Here is a 16,746-nt window from a genome sequence, read left to right as displayed (position 1 = left end):
CTACGCTATGATCATCGACCCGATGGCTCGACCGGGGCCGCCAGCAACGTAAGAGATGATCCCCATGCAGCTTCGATATCTGCGGACCTTCGTTGCCGTCGCGTCCACACTGAACTTCACGCGCGCTGCCGAGCAGGTCCACCTGGCCCAATCCAGCGTCACGGAGCAGATCCAGTCACTCGAAGCGGACCTCGGTGCGATCCTGTTTGATCGATCGGGCCGCAAACTGCGGTTGACGGAAGCGGGACATCGCCTGTTGCAGTACGCCGAGCGTTTGCTGGCCTTGGGACGCGAGGCGCGCGTTGCCGTTGCCGATGCGGCGACAGCAGGCAGTCCGCTTGCGCTGGGCGCATTGGAGACATTGAGCGCCCGCTGGTTGTCGGGACCGCTTGAGCGCCTGATGAAGGAGCGACCGGGCCTGCCGTTGCGGGTCGAGGTCGGCGGCACCGGCGACTTGCTTGCCCGCGTGCGGCGCGGCGAACTCGATGCGTGCCTGGTATGGGATGCTGAGCCTGAGGTCGCTTTGTCCAGTGCAATCGCGGACACGGCCGATCTCGTTGTCATTGCGCCTGCGCAACATCGATGGAAGCAGCAGAAGGTGGTCGCGCCGAACGATCTGGCGGGCGAACCGTTCTTCGTAACACCGAAGGGATGCGTTTACCGTCGTATCTTCGATCAGGCGATGGCGGACCTCGGCGAAGCGCCGAACATCATCGGCGAGTTCGAGAGCGTGGCCACCCTAGGTGCCATGGTGGCGCGGGGCGGCGGCTGCGCGCTGATGCCCCGACTGGCCGCGCCGCTGCGAAACCGGCATATCGTCATGCGCCCCTGGCATGGCAAGAAACGCAGCGCCGCGATTCATCTGGTGTGGCGCCAACAAGCGGTTCAACCGCCGGCGCTGCGGATCTTGCTGGCTGTGTTGACGGACAGTCAGCTCTCACACGAACCGGTGGCCGCCGTCGACGTGTAGCACCGAGCCGGTGGTGAACCCGTTGCGCATGAGAAAACCGATGGCGTGCGCGATATCGGCCGGCTGGCCGACACGCCCCACCGGGAGCCGCTCCGCCATCGCCTCCAGCATGGTTTCCTTCTGGTCGCCCGCCACCGTGGCCCAGATGGGTGAATCGACCCAGCCTGGCGACACCACATTGACGCGAATGGGCGCCAGTTCGATGGCCAGCGCGTAAGCCAGTGATGCCAGCGCTCCGTTGACGGCTGCCACCACGGAACCGCGTGCAGCGGGGCGATACGCAGCGATGCCGGAAGTGAACGTGATGGAGCCCTTTTCCGATAGCGATGGCGCACCATGTTTCGCCAGCAGCAAGGGGCCGATCAGTTTGGAATCCACCGCGCGACGAACCGCTGGCAATGCCAACTCGGGCAACAGGCGATACACGCCCTCCAAACTGGCCGCCGTGCTGACGATGTGATCCACCGGTCCCAGCCGATCGAACAAGCGGATGACGTCGTCTTCCCTGGTGATGTCGGCCATCTCGGTGCTGAGCAACGAGGCCTCAGGCAGGCTCGCGCGAGCGTCTTGCAGTCGCGCGGCATCGCGTCCTGCAATGGTGACCCTGGCGCCTTCGGCCAGCAGGGATGCCGCCAGCGACAGGCCCATGCCTGAACTTCCACCCACGATAAGTACATGCTCGTTGCGTTCGATCTCTGGCATCACCGGTCTCCTTGAAAGGGATCCCCGTTGTAGACCAGTGACGCCTGCCGGAGGAAACGGGAATTTCCGATCGGCACCATCGGTATCGCCGATGCCGACACTTTGATGGACTGCCGTGCGTGTGACTTTCGCCCCGTGCCAACGGGGAACACGAGTGCGAAAGTCCCCGCATGCTTTCTCCATGCCCCGGAGCTTTCGATGAAGTTGCCAGCGTTGCCGTTCACCATCACCGACTGGAATCAGGTTCCCGTTACCCGCCATCCCGGTGAATCCGGTGAGGCGCTTTGGCGAACCTTCGGCACGGGCGAGTTGCGCGTGCGAATCGTCGAGTACAGCCCCGGCTACACGGCCGATCACTGGTGCGACCGCGGCCATGTGCTCTACGTGTTGGAAGGCGAGCTTCACACGGAGTTGAAAGACGGGCGCAGCTTCGTGCTCACGCCTGGGATGAGCTACCAGGTCTCCGATTTCGGCGACGCGGCCCATCGCTCTTCGACCCCGGTGGGGGCGAAGCTGTTCGTGGTCGACTGAGCCTGTTCTCGACCGGGCCGTATATCAAATCGACGGTATCGACTCGCCGACCCAGCTCGTCAGGGCATCGGCCAGCCCCTGTTGCGCGTGATCCCCGACCCAGGCCACGTAGCCATCGGGCCTGACCAATACGGCGGCCGGTGCATCAACCGTCCCTAGTGCAGGAACTTCGATCGTATCCGCACATTGGGCCTCCACCACGCGGACACGATTTTTCCATCCGTCCAGGCAGCCGGCTTCATCGAGGTTGAGCAGTACGGGCCGTGCGCGATGCAGCAAGGTGAACAAGCGCTGCGGACCGTTGGCGGTTATCAGGTCGATGTCGGGCATGCGGCGTCCCAGCAAGGGATGTCCCTCACCGAGATCGTAATGGACGTCCAGTCCACTCATCATCGCGGCCAAATATCTGCGCGGCTCATCCATGCGAAGCAGTTCGGCGGTGATGTTGCCCAGTGCCTTCGAGCGATCGTCCGGGCGGCGTAGCGCCATCTGCGCCAGGGTGTTCTGCAACACGCGCGCAGCGACGGGGTGGCGCTCGGCGTGATAGGTGTCCAGCAGGCCGTCGGGTGAGATGCATTTGATCACCTGCGCCAACTTCCAGCCCAGGTTCACGGCGTCCTGTACGCCGATGTTGAGTCCCTGTCCGCCCATCGGTGGATGGATGTGGGCGGCATCGCCAGCCAACAGGACGCGCCGAACGCGATATGTTTCGGCCTGTCGCGTCATGTCGTTGAATCGGGAGAGCCAGGTAGCGTCGTGGATGCCGTAGTCCGTGCCGTAGATCGACATCAGCGCCTCGCTTACCTCACGCAAGGTTGGCTGGGCGGCGGTTTCCAGGTGTCGCTCCGTCAACACGACACGTGCCCGCTTTCCGTCATCCAGTTGGCCAATCCCATGGGTGCCCGCCGCGTCATGACGGATTCCCCATGCGGGTTCCTCGGTCATCGCCGCTTCGGCGATCAGCCAGCTGGTGGTCGGCTCCCATCCTGGAAATGCGATGCCTGCCGCCTTGCGCGTACAACTGCGACCTCCATCGCAGCCGACGAGATACTCCGACCGCAGCGTGCGGCCATCGGACAAGGTGACCTCGACGCCATCGTCGTGTTGCGAAAGATCGCGTGCTTCGATGCCGCGATAGATCGGCACCGCGAGTTCGGCCACTCTTTCCGCGAGAATGCGCTCGAACTCGTTTTGCCACAGCGCGAGCACGTAGTTGTGCCGGGAGGGCAGGTCGCTGATGTCCAGAGGAACATGGAAGTGCACGGCGGGGTGCCGCTGTCCGCGTGCCAGGAATCGATCGGCGATGCCGCGCTGATCGAGTACTTCGATCGTGCGCGCGTGCAGTCCGCCGGCACGCGACCCTTGCAGGTCCTGGCTGGCGCGCCGCTCGATGATCGCAACGTCGATATCCAGCAGCGCAAGCTCGCTCGCCAGCATCAGCCCCACGGGGCCGGCTCCCACGATGATCACCGCATGCGTCGTCATGGCGAAGCCACCTTCGCGCGCGTCGCTGCCTGGCGGCTCGGCGCCTTCGCTGCGTGATTCGTGCTCAGCGTGGTGCGTCTAGGGATATCGCACACCGACAACAGCTTCTGCATCTCGCTCTCCCGCCCGCACCGATGGTGCATCGGCGGGCGATGCTGCGACACGCCCCCGGGCTTACGGCAAGCCCCCCGTGCCGCTATACTCTGGAAGTGGCAAGAAGCACGTGATTGATGGCGGCCTTGCCCTCCGCGCCCCTGCTGCGCGAATCCCTTCTTTTCAGCGGCGATGTTCGATCTCGCACGCTTCATCCACCTAGCCACATCGACAGCTGCGCGCTGGTTTCGCGCGTGCATCCGGCCGTCTAGGCCATAAGCGATAGACGACAATTTCACGCAAGCGAAACCGCGCCAGGGCGCATTTAGCGATGTGTAGAGACGCCTAGAAGTCCACAAGCATCCCGCATGCGCAGATACATGCGGCGTTCGCATGGTTTTGCGTTCAAGCCTTTTCCAACGCTGCCGAACAGTTGGGCCGAAACGTTGTGCCTGTCACGGCGTTGTCACTTCCACTCACGTTCGGAGTAGTCACCATGAAGAAAAAGAATAGGGATCTAAGTATTCGACTCAAACTCATGCTCGGTCTTGGACTGAGCGCGTTGATCATGCTTGGCGTGGGCTATCTCGGTGTGCACGGCGAGAGCCAGAGCAACGCCAACACCTCGGATATCTACTTGACGGACGTGCAACCGATCCTCGACATCGCCAAGGTGCGCCAGTCGGTGGATGCCAACCAGATCGCGCTCGCCCGTGTCCTGATCGAGAAGAACGCGGATCGTCTGTCGATTGCGGCGAAGGAAATGCACGAGCGAACGACAGCCGAGCAGAAGGCATGGCAGCACTATTACCCGATGATCTCCAGTGAGCGCGAACGCCAGGCGGCCGATGCGTTCGTGGCGGACCTGAAGGAAGTAAGCGCCGCGAACGAACGTGCATTGACGTTGGCCGGCACAAAGGATTTCGACGGCATGGCACAGGTACTTGGCGAGGCCTATCAACGTACGGCCGCGCGCATGGATCAGGCCATCGATGTCCTGTATGACGAGAACGAGCAGCAGGCGAAAGAGTCGTACCAGAGTTCGGAAAAGTCGTTCGAGTTCACCCGCTGGGGAACGCTCGCTGCGCTCGCCGTGGGCCTGACGCTCATGCTGGCCCTGCTGATCGTCTTGTTGCGGGCGATTGCCACACCAATCCAGCGGGCGGCACTCGTTGCAGACGCGATCGCTTCTGGCCGGCTCGGAAATGATATCGATACCAGTCGCGGTGACGAAGTCGGCAGGCTCTTGTTGGCGCTGAGTCGCATGGATGGACAATTGAGTGCCATCGTCGGGCGCGTTCGCGCCAGCGCGGCTTCGATCGTCTCCGCCTCGCGGCAGATTGCTGCCGGCAACGACGATCTGTCGCAGCGCACCCAGGAACAGGCCTCGAGCCTGGAAGAAACCGCCAGCTCCATGCAGGGCCTCACGGGCAACGTCCGCGCCAATGCCGATAACACCGGTCACGTTTCAGGCCTCGTAGTGCAGGCGTTGGAACAAGCGGACGGCGGGCAGAAGGTGGTAGCGCAAACGGCCTCCGCGATGGACGACATCCACGCATCGAGCCGGCGCATCGAAGAGATCGTCAGCCTGGTGGATGAAGTGGCGTTCCAGACCAACCTGCTGGCGCTCAATGCCGCGGTGGAGGCGGCACGAGCCGGCGAACAGGGCAGGGGCTTCGCGGTGGTCGCCTCCGAAGTGCGTGCCTTGGCCATGCGTTCGGCATCGGCGGCGCGCGACATTCGTCAACTGATACGCGAGAGTTCGGAGCGGGTCAGCAATGGCTTGACGCTGGTGGTTTCATCCAACGATGCGCTTCAGCAGATTCACCACGGCATGCGCGAAATCGTGCACACCATGAACGCACTCGCGTTGGCCGGCAATGAGCAGGTGCGCGGTATCGATCAGGTCAACATGGCCGTATCGCAACTCGACCTGATGACGCAGCAGAACGCTGCCATGGTGGAAGAGATGGCAGCGGCCAGCCAGAACCTGCACGGTCTGGCTGGCGAGCTGATGGAGCATGTGGGCTTCTTCCAGGTTCCCCAGCGCGAAATGGTAGCGATGTAGTGATCTGAGTTGCTGGCGTGATGCGCAGCCATCGCCTGGCTGCGCATCACGCCATGCCAGGCATCAGAGACCTTCGGAAGCGGTCCCCCGATGCGCCTGAAGGACTTCATCGAGCACCACCAAGGCGTTCCTGACTGCCGGCCCGCCTGCATAGAAAACCAGTTGCAGCACGGTCTCGACCAGCTGTTCCTTGCTGGCGCCGACGTTGAGTGCGGCTTCGGCGTGCGCGCGCAGTTGCGGCATCGCGTGTCCCATCGTCACGCAGGAAGCGACCAGGATCAGTTCGCGCGTAAGCAGGTCGAGGCCCGGCCGATCCATGACCGAGCCAAGCGCCCAGTCGATGGTCATGTCGGCGAAGGCAGGGCAGACATGCTGCATTTCCGCGACCATGGCTGCACCGGCGTGGCCGCCGTGCAGTTGCTCCAGCAGTTCGAGACCACGGCGGCGGGAGGGGGCATGTGCAGACATCGGCTTGTTCCTCGATCGGGTTGAAACGCTGCGTCTTTGTGCTCGGGAGCGCTGACTTGCGAACAGTATCCGCCGGCGAGGAAGCACCTTAAACCGCGCGAGCGTTGTGACACTCGAAAGCCAGCGTTGGGAATCGCGCCATCCGTCCACGCGTTCGGCGAAGTGGAGGCAGCGTCCGGGACTTCAGGCACATGGCTCGCGCCATCGCCGGCTGTATATCAACGCAGCATGTGTCGATGACATCGATGCATCCACGGTCGTATCCGCACGAGTGCAGCTATCAACGTCGTATCAACGGAGGACGAGTATCCATGCAGTGCAACCATCGAACGGTCGCCAAGAAGCGATCGTCTTCCAGATACCTGGGCCAATCCATCGCGTTCGGGTTGGCCTTGCTGGCCACGCAGTGGGCGAGTGCGGCGACGCCTTGCACGGACGCGCAGATCTGCGGCCTGGGAAATTCCGAAGACGCCGTTCGCCTGGGAACCACGCAGTGGGCCATCGCCACGCGGCTTGAGCGCGATCCCGCGATGACCAGCGGTTTCTACCTGATCGACCTGCAGGCACGTCGCGCCAGCGAACTGGTCACGGACGATTCGCGACCCGCCGATACGCGCTTCAAGGCCTGTCCCGGCCCGATGGATCCGAAAAAGCTAGTCACCCATGGTCTGGACGTGCACTGGCTTTCTCCCGCGCATGGCGAGCTTTACGCGGTGAACCATGGCGGTCGCGAATCGATCGAGGTCTACGATCTGCGTTTGGGCGGTGACGGTGCGCACCTGCAGTGGATCGGCTGCGTCGTCATTCCCGCCGACACGCTGACCAATGCGGTGGCGTTCGTGCCTGGCGGCATGGCGGTCACCAGCTTCGGCCAGCGCGACGACAAGGATCTGGCGAAGCTCCGCAAGGGTGAACCGAGCGGGTTCGTCGCGATGTGGTCACCGGAAAAGGGATGGCATCATCTGCCCAACACCCAGTTTGCCGGCAACAACGGCATCGCCTGGAATGCCGGCGACAATTCGCTTTACGTCAATGGATGGGGCGATGGCACTTTGCACATCGTGCCGCTTCGCCCCGGCGCTGCGGCGAGCACGATCAAGCTGGCCGACATCCACCCCGACAACGCGCACTTCCTGCCCGATGGAAAGCTGTTGATCGCGGGGCAGATGGGCAAACCGGGCGTCATCATGGGGTGCGGCCTGGGCCCGGTCTGTCCGATGGATTCGAACGTGGTGTTGTTCGACGTCCATGCCAGAAAAGTGATCGAGCAGATCTCCGCCAAAGCCACGCCCACCTTTGGCGCGGCATCCACGGCAATACTCTTCGACCACCAATATTGGGGAACCAGTTTCGGTGGTGATCGCGCGGAGCGACTGGGAGCCAGTCACCAACCCTGAGCGATCGTGGCATCCGCCGAACGCGGATGCCACAGTCATGACTGCGACGGGTTAGGGAGCGTCGCCTGCCGCAGTCGCTTACTGGCTTTTCGCAGCGGCGTGCTGCGAGTAGACCGCATGCCAGCCGCCGTCCTCGTAGACCAGGATGTCGGAGGAGCGCACGCCCTTGTCCGGCCCCAGCGCAGGGTTGTAGAACGAGACGATGGCGATGTCACCGTGCTGCAGCACGGCGATCTCGGTCGGGTCTTCCTTCCGCCATGCGGCCACCTTCTCCTTCATGGCATCGGAGTCCTTGTTCTTGACCGCACCGGCGATGATCTGTTCGCGCGAATGCGACACGCCGGTGGCGCCGATCGAGCGATACCCCGGCAGCAGCATCCGCTCGAGGAAGGCCGTATCGCCGTCCACTTCGGCGCGCAGCCAATGATCATCGGCGGCCAGAGCACCGGCTTCCGTCCTTTCGCCCTCATGCGGTCCAGGCGGCGTCGGTCCCTTGGAGGCATAGGTTGCGCCGATCATGCAAAGCGTCGCCAGCGCGACCAGAGAACGTGTATGACGAAGCATGCGGATTCCTTGGGATGGAGAGGCTCCCGCAGCTTGAAAGCCCCTCGACGCAAGCGCATTCCCTTTGGGACGAACGGCGCACCATGCGCCACGAACGGTATCTCGGCGACGCAGGCGGCGCGGTGATCAACCCGTCGACTTGCCTGCAACCGTTGACATCATGGCCTGCTCGACCAGATGGCGTACCTGCTCCCACGGCGTCGGACCCTCATGCATCGCGTACACCGTGTCGACCTGCAGATGTTCGCGCGCCACCGCCTGTGTCACCTCGTACATAAGGTCGGGATCGTAAAGCGTGTGATCGGCGTTCAACACCAGCGTGTCGCTGGCGTACAAGAGTTTCTGCTGCGGGAAGTACACCATGTACTGTCGCTCGGTCGAGGCACCACGCAGCGGATACAACACCACCCGATTGGTACCCTTGCCGAGTTCCAGATGATCGCCGACGACCGTCCAGCGCGGCGCCCTTGGATGGGCTTGCAACTCATCCGGCTGCAGGCGATGCGGCGCGCTGACCAGCTTGTCCAGCAGCGGCTTGTTGAGGTCGAGCACATAGACCGGCAAACCCTCGGCCACCGCCTGTCTCACGCCGGCCATATGCGGCCAGGAATCGGATGTCGTGAGTACCGCCTTGATCGGTACGCCGGGATATTCGCCATGCACCTTGGCCAGTACGCCTTGCACGTAGCTGCTGGAGATCGGCGCTTCCAATAGCACGATGCCATCGTCCTGCCGGATCAGCGTCGTATTCCATGAGCCCTGGTACAGCTCGATGCCCGGCGCCAGCTCCACGCGCTTCTTGTCGCTGAACTGGCGGTTCCAGCCTGGCGATTGCATGCTCTTGGCCGCCATCGCGGCATCCATCGCGAACGTCTTCGCGTCCATCGGCAGATTGAAAGCCGGGTCGAGCAGCTGGGTCGAGGCAAACCACACGCCGTTGCGCCGATCGACGCGATTGGTGGGAAACACCACGCCCTGCACGACATGCCAGTTGTCGAAATAGATGCGCTGATCGACGTCGCCCCAGGCATACCAGAAGTCCTTGAAGGTGCGCGTGCGCTCCAGTGCATCCGGCAGATGGTTGTAGGCATTCAGCAGCACCGTCACCGGCACGCCGTTCCAGCTGAATTCCACCGCGCTGTGCGGTGTGGCGCGCAGCCATTGCGAAGGCGCGTAGTGCAGATCCGCGGCCGCCATGGCGTGAAGCAGAAGGCGCTCGGGACCCAGCTCCAAGGTGTCCTTGGCATCGTCGATGTCGGCGAGCTGGGCAGGCGAATCGCCCTGTTTGCCGCGGTAGACGCCGCCCCGAGGCGTGGCAACCAGGGTGACGTCGACATCGGCGCCGTGCGGATCGGATTCGGGCCAGGTCAAATGCACATCGCGCGCGATGCGTTGCTGGTCCAGATCCACCGTGACTTTGTCGCGCTCGTACGAGGTGATGAACGGCTGCTGCCGATAGGACTGCTCCGCCAACACGGTGTGGCCGATCGCTTCGTAGCGCTCGCTGTGAATACCTGCCAGCCGCTCGGAACCGCCCATGGCGTCGATGGCCAACTGCACGCAGGCCTTCGCATCGAGATGGTCGCAACCCGGGTGCACTGCCTGCTTGACGGCATCGCCGTCCTGCGGCACGTCGGCCGCCAACGCCGGTGTAGACAGCGCCAGCGCGATCAGGGCCGGAAGAACGAGGCGAGGTGTACGGCGATCAAACGAACGGTCCATGGCATGGGGTCGGCAGCGCCCCTCCGGGGCAATGCAGCGCACGCTACGCGCGTCGCTTGGCTTATCCGCATGCAGAAAGTCACGTTCTTCGGGGTGTCTTTCGGCAGGGAGCGAGGATGGCGTGGCGCGTGAATTCAAGCTTGAGCGGAATCGTGCGAAGTGCCTCGCTGCGCTGAAACGCTGCATATCGTCCGCGCGATCTCAGCGAACAGATGGCGCATCCGCAAGAACTTATGCTTCTTGTCCTGCAGCCGGTGTTCGTGTGGGTGCGAAGCTATTCTTAGCCGAAGCATGGCTACGCGTGCGGACTTCGCCCCGGAACGGACACGCCCAGGCCAGCTTTGCGATGCACACTTCGACACCGGGTTCAGACAACCCCCGGAAGCCATGGAGCAGCGATGAAGCGATCACGTAGAACCTGGTTCCGCCTTGTCCTGCACTATGCGTGACCGTTGCAAGCCTGACTGAGGCGAGTTCCGCGCTGCCCAAGGTCTTGATCATTGGCGACTCGATTTCTCAAGGCTATACGCCTCACCTGACCGCGCTGCTGGACGGCAAGGCGGAGGTGACGCGCATTCCCGAGAATGGAGAAAGCTCGTCCAATGGCGTCGAACAACTGGATGCGTGGCTGGGTTCCACACGGTGGGATGTGATCAGTTTCAATTTCGGGCTGTGGGACGTTTGCTATCGGAACGCCGCGCTGCCCGATGGCAACGATCTGGACAAGGCGCATGGCGTCATCTCGGTGAGTCCCGAGCAGTATCGAAGGAATCTCGAGGCCATCGTTCGACGGCTGGAGCGGACGCATGCTCATCTGATCTGGGAGAACACCACGGTTATTCCGGAAGGCGACCCGGGCCGTAAACCGCAGGACGCCATCACGTACAACCGGATCGCCAAGGAAGTGATGCAAGCCCACGGCATTGCCGTGGTCGATCTGTACGGCTTGACCGCTGGCTTTGGGCCCGAACTATTCAAGCGCCCGCACAATGTCCACTACTCCGATGCCGGATATCGGGATATCGCCGCGGACGTGGCACGGGCCGTGGAAGCTGCTCTGCCGAGAACAAGCGAACACCGTTGACCCTATTGGGAGCGCGACACGCCGTCGCCGATGCCCAAGCATAGACGTGTGGACCTTGCCACCTGTTTCGCGATGGAAAGAAGTTTGCTCTCACTGCCAGGCTCGCGCGGCGCGGGCGTGGCCGGTCGCGTGGCCAGCCTTTGCAGCAGTTTGATATCGGTGAGGTAGCCGTGCAGGCTCAGCAGATCAATCCACGGCGACGGCATGCGGCACTCCCTCACGCGCTGACTGGGGACGGTCGATGGTGTCGCCGGACAGCGGCGTGGCCCTCATCGATGGGCGTGCGCAGAAGGCTCGATACCAGGCGGACAAGCGGGGCCGGCCATACTGGAAGTCGTGGATCTGGCGGAACTCGATCCAGCTGAGCGCGGTGGCAACGGCGATGTCGCCGACATCCACGGCTTGATCATCGACCATCCGGTCTTCCAGATAGTCACAGGCCGCGATCACTTTCTGCAGCTGGCCTTCGAGCAACGGTGGCCATCTCAAGGCTTCCGGACGGCGCTTGGATTCCCAGCGAACGGCAATACCGGCGTCGGCCAGTCCCAAGGCGACCGCCTGGTGGAGCAGGGCGCGAAAACGCGCCGCCGGCGCGGAAGGGAAAAGCCTTCTCCCCTCATGCTGACTGTCCAGGTACTCGCAGATGACGGCGGATTCGAACAACACCGTGCCATCGTCGCAGACAAGGACGGGAACCTTGCCGAGTGGGTTCAGGGCGAACACGTCGGGATTGCGTTCGACAGGGCTGGTCTCCTGGTGAATCACCTCGATGCGATCGGCCAGGCCGGCCTCGTGGGCGAACACGAGCACCTTGCGTGCATACGGCGAATGGGATTGGTAAAGCAGCTGCATGGAACGGATGCCCCGGGGCGGTTACCGAAGTGCTCCATGCTAAAGTTCGGCCGCGCGGCCAGTCCGCGACTTCTGACGGATCGACGCTTTCATTCCCCGTCTTTCAAGGATTTCGCGCGTGCCCGAGAACGAGTTGGACAAGATCGACCGGCGCATTCTCAACCTGCTTCAGAAGGATGCGCGCCGCCCCGCCGAATTGATCGGTGCGGACGTCGGCCTCTCGGCCTCCGCCGTGCAGCGACGGATCGTGCGCATGCGCGAGGAAGGCATCATTCTCGCCGAGGTGGCCGTGCTGGACCCCAAGCGCGTGGGGCGCGCGTTGACGATGATCGTCGACGTCGAAGTGGAGCGCGAGCGGCCGGAGCTGGTGGCGAGCCTCAAGCAATGGATCGTGACCGAGCCCTGCATTCAGGAGGCGTGGTACGTCACTGGCGAGGGCGATTACGTGCTGATCGTGTTGGCGCGCGATGTCGAGGACTTCGAAGCACTCATGCAGCGGCTGGTGGCGGAAAATGCGAATGTGCGGCGATTCCAGACCCGGGTCGCACTGAGCACGCTCAAGCGCGGCATGTCAGTGCCGCTGGATCCAGCGCCTTGAGCATTGAGTGACGACGCTCTCGATCGAAAGCGTCGACGCTTGCGCGCGTGCTACCGGCTTGCCGTGGTGCACGGCGAGCCGCCCGGCTGCATCGCGTGGAATTCGATGGACAGGCCGAGGTCGTCCTGAGTCGGGGCGAGGATGGATTCGCCGGACAACCCGCGGTAGCTGACCAGCTTGCGCTCGTAGCCGCGCTCGACCCAGCGCTGCGCGCGCTCCAGATCGGCCACGGCATAGCTCACGCCAAGGATGCGTGGGCCGCCGTTGGCGATGGTTTGCTTGGCGAGTCCGGCACCATCGGGCTCGAGCGCCAACAATGCCGTCGGACCGACCGGCACGCAAAATCCCTTGGCGCCGACGGCCGCCAGCTTCACCGGTACCGCGTGGCCGAAGCCCATTTTCTCGAGCTGCCGACGATCGGCATCGGCATCGCCGGACACCAGCCATATCGACGAGAGTGCACGCGCGCTGTTGGGATGCTCACGGGTGACGCGATAGTCGTCGACATTGGTTGGGTCGAACTGGTCGGGCGCGTAACCGGCGGCGTAGTCGATGAAGAAGGTATTGCTGGACAGCGGCGCGCGGTCGAAGGCAAACAGGCGCCAACCCGGCTTGGCACTGTCCGGGCCGGAGAAGAACGGCGTGACGGCGTAATGCAGTGCCTGCAGCGATTGATGGATCGCATCGAGCGACGAGGAGCGAAAACCGAACGTGCGCGAACCGGCACCGCCCTTCAGCGCCTGCTGGTCCTCCTTCATCCCCGGATCGAATTTGGGATCGGCTCGGGTGATGCCCAGCAGTTCGATGAAGCTGCTGTCCGAGAAGCGGATATAGCGATTGGCCACGCCATCCGGATCCCGCCCGGGCCGAACCTGGAAACCCAGTTTGACCGCCATGACCGAGGTGACCTGATCGATCCCGTGCCCCCAGAGCAGGATATGGTCGAGTCGCGTCGTGGGGGCCGCCGGTGTCGGCGCCGGGGTGGCGGCCGAGGCCTGTGCGGCGCCCAGACACAGGAGACAGGCAGAAACGAACGGGGTCAGGCGCATGCGAATCCTCACATGAAAGACGATGGTGGTTTTGCCGATGCCAGCCGAACTGCGGCAAGGCGCCCTTTTATGAGTGCTCCACGCGGTACCGGCAAGGACAATTTCCGGACAAAAACGGCCAACGAACGAAGTACGCCGAACCCTGCGGTACCCGCGCTACGGCCGTGACACGCCCGCGCTTCGACGCAGCGATTGCGGCGACATGCCAAAGGCGCGCACGAAGGCGCGACGCATGCGGCTCGAATCGCCGAAACCGGTCGACGCGGCAATGTGGTCGAGATTCAGATGCCCGGTTTCGACCGCAATGCGCGCGGCTTCCAGTCGCAATCCTTCGACCACTTTGGCCGGCGTCGCGCCAATCTCTGCCGTGAACGCGCGGGCAAAGTTTCGCGGACTCATCGCGGCGCGTTCGGCCAGCCGCTCCACCGACATCGGTTCGGCGATGCGTGCACGTACCCAGCCAATCAGTTCACCGAAGCGTCCGGTCTTGCCGCCCTGTTCCACCAGAACGGAGTACTGCGATTGCCCGCCGTGCCGCCGCTGATGCACCACCAGCTGTTGGGCCGCACGCCGCGCGATACCGGGGCCAAGGTCGTCCTCGACCAGTGCCAGCGCCAGGTCGATGCCGGCGGAAATGCCTGCCGACGTCCACACCTTGCCATCCCTCACGAACATCCGGTCGGCATCGAGCTGGACCTGCGGATAAAGCGAACGGAAGCGCTCCGCCACGGCCCAATGCGTGGTCGCGCGCCGGCCATCGAGCAAGCCGGCGTGCGCGAGGACGAACGCGCCGGAGCACACACCCGCCGCGCGACGCCAGGCATCGTCGCCGAGCCAGGCGACCACCGCGCCCTGGTTCTCCTCAACCTGCGCCAGGTTGCCGCCCGAGACGATCACCGTATCGAAGTGCCTGGCTTCAATCGGCGCGGCCGCCAGGCACACGCCCGACGAACTGCGCACCACGCCGCCTCCCGGGGCCAACACGTGGATCGCATAACTGTCCGGCCGGAACCGCTCCGCCATCTCGAACACGGCGACCGGGCCGGCCGCATCCAGCAGTTGAAACCCCGGAAAAACAACGATGGCGATATCGCGTCGCATGAGGGCAGCCGCAAGACTCGATCTGATAGCGGGAAAGTGGCGTAACTAGGAGGTGGGCGTCAAGTTGAGCGATGGGCAGCGGGCCTGGCTGGCCTCGCGCAGATACGAAAAAGGCCGCGCGGGGCGGCCTTTCGATGCGGAATCGTTTACGCGCAACTACACGATGGTGACTTGGTTGATGTTGTTCTTCGGATCCATCCAGAACGCCTCGTTGGCGAAGCGCCCGAAGATCTCGCGGGGCAGGATGGGTTGGCGTTCGACCGCCTCCACCTTTGCCCGCACGGAATGCAGGCCGGGCATGCCCACGCGCGCATCGAATTCGTCCGCGTTGTATTCGATGTGGTCGAAATCGTGTTCGAACCAGGGTTCGCCGAGGAATTGATAGACGGCACGCACGGCAGCGGCAGGGTCGCGGACCAGGCTTTCGTAGGTGAGCATCAGCAGATGGTCTTGCGCGTACTCGCCATAAAAGGCCTCCTTGGTGGCCTGGTAGGCAAAGCCCACCATGCCTCGCGGATCGGTCAGCGCCTCGATGCGTGAGTACACCGTGGTGTTGGTGTCAAAGCGGAACACCTTGCTGACGCTCACGGGTTGCCTACGGACCAACCGCTCCATGCTGTCCAGCACCCAGGCCAGCTGGCGTACGCACGCGATGACCTTCACGCCAGGGAACAGCGTGTTGAGCAACTGCATGCGGCTGCACCACAACCGGCTGGTGTCGAACACCACCTCGGTGCCGCCTTCCACCGAGTAGAAGTTCTCGATCAGTCCGCGCAAGAGGGCGACACGCTGATCGTCGGAGACATCGAACGAGAAATCGTTCTTGCTGCTCGCTTCGGCAATCACCACGCCCATGATGTCGGCCAGCGGGCTGGTCATGCCGGCGCGAAAGCGCGGATTCTGGTTGAGGATCGCGGCCAGCAAGGTGGTGCCGGCGCGCGGCAGACCGGAAATGAAATGGAACTTTCGCGGTGGCTTGCTGGCGTCGGGCGTAGCGGGCATGCGGAGGCTCCAGATAGTCGAATTAAGGTTGCACTATGCCAGCTCAGGGCGCCGCTGCCGTCGAGGCGCGCATGCGCATCTCATAGCCGACTTCAACCATGCGGGCCTCACCCTTGCCCAGCACGCGAAGCAGCAGCTCCTCCGTGGCCCGCTTGCCCATCTCGCGAACGGGCTGGTGGACGGTGGTCAGCAGCGGCCATACCTGGGTGGCGATGGTGGTGTCGTCGAAGCCGCAAATGGACATCTCGCTGGGAACCGACACGCCGGCCTCCGCCGCGGCCCATATCGCGCCCACGGCCATATCGTCGTCGGCCGCGAAGATAGCGGTGGGCCGCTGCTTCAATTTCAGCAATCGGCGGGCGGCAGCCACACCGGATTCGAACGAGAACTGGCCCTGCACCATGTGCGCCGGGTTTTCCTTCAAGCCCGCGCGCTTCAGGCCATCGCGGTAGCCGGCGAGGCGCCAGATGCCTGCACCGTGCTTGGGATCGCCCAGGATATGCGCGATGCGCCGATGTCCCAATGCCACGAGATGCTCCACCATCGCCGCGGCGGCTTCGCGCTCGCGCAACATCACGCCGATGCAGCCCTTGGGTTGGCGTGGCGCAATCGAGGCGAACGGAAGTCCGATCTTGCGCAGGTGTTCGAGCAGTTTCGGATGATCGGTGATCGGTGGCGTGAGAATCAGGCCGTCGGGCTGGTGCCGCGAGAGGATGCTCTCCACACGCTCGACGAAATCCGGTGCCGTCGAGACCAGTGGCTGCACCATCATGCTGTACTGCCTGGCCTCGCACGCCTCCAGCACGCCCGCCTGCACTTCCATGATGTAGCTCGGCGACAAGTTGTCGTAGAGCAGGCCGACCATGAAGGAACGGTTCGTCGCCAGGCTGCGCGCCGAGGTGAGCGGCCGGTAGTTGAGTTCCGCCACGGCCGCCAGCACGCGATCGCGCACTTCGTCGCGCACGTTCGGCTCGTTGTTCAGCACGCGCGATACAGTCTTCTTCGAGGTGTTCGAGGCACGAGCGACATCGTTAATGGTCACGCGCGACATGGGACCCTC

The 16,746-nt window shown here is 63.5% G+C and carries 17 protein-coding genes; 6 read left to right on the top strand and 11 right to left on the bottom strand.

The features are described 5' to 3' along the window. Window positions 1-55: 55 nt before the first annotated feature. Window positions 56-970: a LysR family transcriptional regulator gene (locus ISP20_RS18130; protein ID WP_204637542.1), complete on the top strand. Its 915-nt coding sequence runs from the start codon at window positions 56-58 to the stop codon at window positions 968-970. Here the strand turns inward: ISP20_RS18130 and ISP20_RS18125 are convergent. Further along, window positions 938-1,672: an SDR family oxidoreductase gene (locus ISP20_RS18125; RefSeq protein WP_204637541.1), complete on the bottom strand. Its 735-nt coding sequence runs from the start codon at window positions 1,670-1,672 to the stop codon at window positions 938-940. The two genes, ISP20_RS18130 and ISP20_RS18125, sit on opposite strands and share 33 nt — an antisense overlap. A gap of 198 nt (window positions 1,673-1,870) precedes the next feature. Here ISP20_RS18125 and ISP20_RS18120 point away from each other — a divergent pair, with 198 nt between their 5' ends. Next, a complete protein-coding gene (locus ISP20_RS18120; protein WP_204637540.1) occupies window positions 1,871-2,203 on the top strand; it encodes a DHCW motif cupin fold protein in 333 nt (110 codons plus the stop codon). Window positions 2,204-2,227: 24 nt separating this feature from the next. On the opposite strand, the gene ISP20_RS18115 is transcribed toward ISP20_RS18120, so the two are convergent. Continuing rightward, on the bottom strand, window positions 2,228-3,688 hold the full coding sequence (locus tag ISP20_RS18115; RefSeq protein WP_204637539.1) for an FAD-dependent monooxygenase: 1,461 nt from the start codon (window positions 3,686-3,688) through the stop codon (window positions 2,228-2,230). A 589-nt stretch (window positions 3,689-4,277) separates the two neighbouring features. On the opposite strand from ISP20_RS18115, the gene ISP20_RS18110 reads away from it, so the two are divergent. Continuing rightward, window positions 4,278-5,849 carry a methyl-accepting chemotaxis protein gene (locus ISP20_RS18110; RefSeq protein WP_204637538.1) on the top strand — a complete coding sequence of 524 codons (1,572 nt, stop codon included), beginning with the start codon at window positions 4,278-4,280 and terminating at the stop codon, window positions 5,847-5,849. A 63-nt stretch (window positions 5,850-5,912) separates the two neighbouring features. Here the strand turns inward: ISP20_RS18110 and ISP20_RS18105 are convergent, their stop codons facing one another. Beyond that, complete coding sequence (locus tag ISP20_RS18105; protein ID WP_204637537.1) at window positions 5,913-6,317, bottom strand: carboxymuconolactone decarboxylase family protein; 405 nt, start codon at window positions 6,315-6,317, stop codon at window positions 5,913-5,915. A 311-nt stretch (window positions 6,318-6,628) separates the two neighbouring features. Between ISP20_RS18105 and ISP20_RS18100 the strand changes: the two genes are divergently transcribed. Continuing rightward, complete coding sequence (locus ISP20_RS18100; protein ID WP_204637536.1) at window positions 6,629-7,714, top strand: YncE family protein; 1,086 nt, start codon at window positions 6,629-6,631, stop codon at window positions 7,712-7,714. Window positions 7,715-7,792: 78 nt separating this feature from the next. On the opposite strand, the gene ISP20_RS18095 is transcribed toward ISP20_RS18100, so the two are convergent. Continuing rightward, a complete protein-coding gene (locus ISP20_RS18095) occupies window positions 7,793-8,278 on the bottom strand; it encodes a nuclear transport factor 2 family protein (RefSeq protein ID WP_204637535.1) in 486 nt (161 codons plus the stop codon). Window positions 8,279-8,404: 126 nt separating this feature from the next. Continuing rightward, the gene (locus ISP20_RS18090) at window positions 8,405-10,000 is read right to left on the bottom strand and encodes an MBL fold metallo-hydrolase (protein WP_204637534.1); all 1,596 of its coding nucleotides are present in this window, start codon (window positions 9,998-10,000) and stop codon (window positions 8,405-8,407) included. A gap of 445 nt (window positions 10,001-10,445) precedes the next feature. Between ISP20_RS18090 and ISP20_RS18085 the strand changes: the two genes are divergently transcribed. Further along, window positions 10,446-11,084 (top strand): GDSL-type esterase/lipase family protein, encoded by a 639-nt coding sequence (locus tag ISP20_RS18085; protein ID WP_204637533.1) that lies wholly within the window; start codon window positions 10,446-10,448, stop codon window positions 11,082-11,084. A gap of 2 nt (window positions 11,085-11,086) precedes the next feature. Here ISP20_RS18085 and ISP20_RS18080 read toward each other — a convergent pair whose 3' ends face one another. Both ISP20_RS18080 and ISP20_RS18075 read right to left on the bottom strand, forming a co-directional pair. After that, the gene (locus ISP20_RS18080) at window positions 11,087-11,290 is read right to left on the bottom strand and encodes a hypothetical protein (protein ID WP_204637532.1); all 204 of its coding nucleotides are present in this window, start codon (window positions 11,288-11,290) and stop codon (window positions 11,087-11,089) included. Further along, entirely contained in the window at window positions 11,271-11,936 is a 666-nt protein-coding gene (locus ISP20_RS18075) for a glutathione S-transferase family protein (protein ID WP_204637531.1), read from the bottom strand. The genes ISP20_RS18080 and ISP20_RS18075 overlap by 20 nt, the downstream gene beginning before the upstream one ends. 118 nt (window positions 11,937-12,054) lie before the next feature. On the opposite strand from ISP20_RS18075, the gene ISP20_RS18070 reads away from it, so the two are divergent. Further along, entirely contained in the window at window positions 12,055-12,534 is a 480-nt protein-coding gene (locus ISP20_RS18070; RefSeq protein ID WP_204637530.1) for an AsnC family transcriptional regulator, read from the top strand. A 50-nt stretch (window positions 12,535-12,584) separates the two neighbouring features. Here ISP20_RS18070 and ISP20_RS18065 read toward each other — a convergent pair whose 3' ends face one another. The 4 genes from ISP20_RS18065 to ISP20_RS18050 form a co-directional block, all read right to left on the bottom strand. After that, window positions 12,585-13,583 (bottom strand): VOC family protein, encoded by a 999-nt coding sequence (locus tag ISP20_RS18065; RefSeq protein ID WP_204637529.1) that lies wholly within the window; start codon window positions 13,581-13,583, stop codon window positions 12,585-12,587. Window positions 13,584-13,739: 156 nt separating this feature from the next. Further along, entirely contained in the window at window positions 13,740-14,684 is a 945-nt protein-coding gene (locus ISP20_RS18060; protein WP_204637528.1) for a GlxA family transcriptional regulator, read from the bottom strand. A gap of 156 nt (window positions 14,685-14,840) precedes the next feature. Further along, window positions 14,841-15,686, bottom strand: a complete 846-nt coding sequence (locus ISP20_RS18055; RefSeq protein ID WP_204637527.1) for a sulfotransferase family protein — start codon at window positions 15,684-15,686, stop codon at window positions 14,841-14,843. Between the two features lie 43 nt (window positions 15,687-15,729). Continuing rightward, window positions 15,730-16,737: a LacI family DNA-binding transcriptional regulator gene (locus ISP20_RS18050; RefSeq protein ID WP_204637526.1), complete on the bottom strand. Its 1,008-nt coding sequence runs from the start codon at window positions 16,735-16,737 to the stop codon at window positions 15,730-15,732. Between the last annotated feature and the right edge of the window lie 9 nt (window positions 16,738-16,746).

This window comes from Dyella kyungheensis (assembly GCF_016905005.1).
In the GTDB taxonomy this organism is placed as follows: domain Bacteria; phylum Pseudomonadota; class Gammaproteobacteria; order Xanthomonadales; family Rhodanobacteraceae; genus Dyella; species Dyella kyungheensis.
Note: the sequence above shows the minus strand (reverse complement) of the source record. Positions and strands in the feature narration are given on the sequence as shown.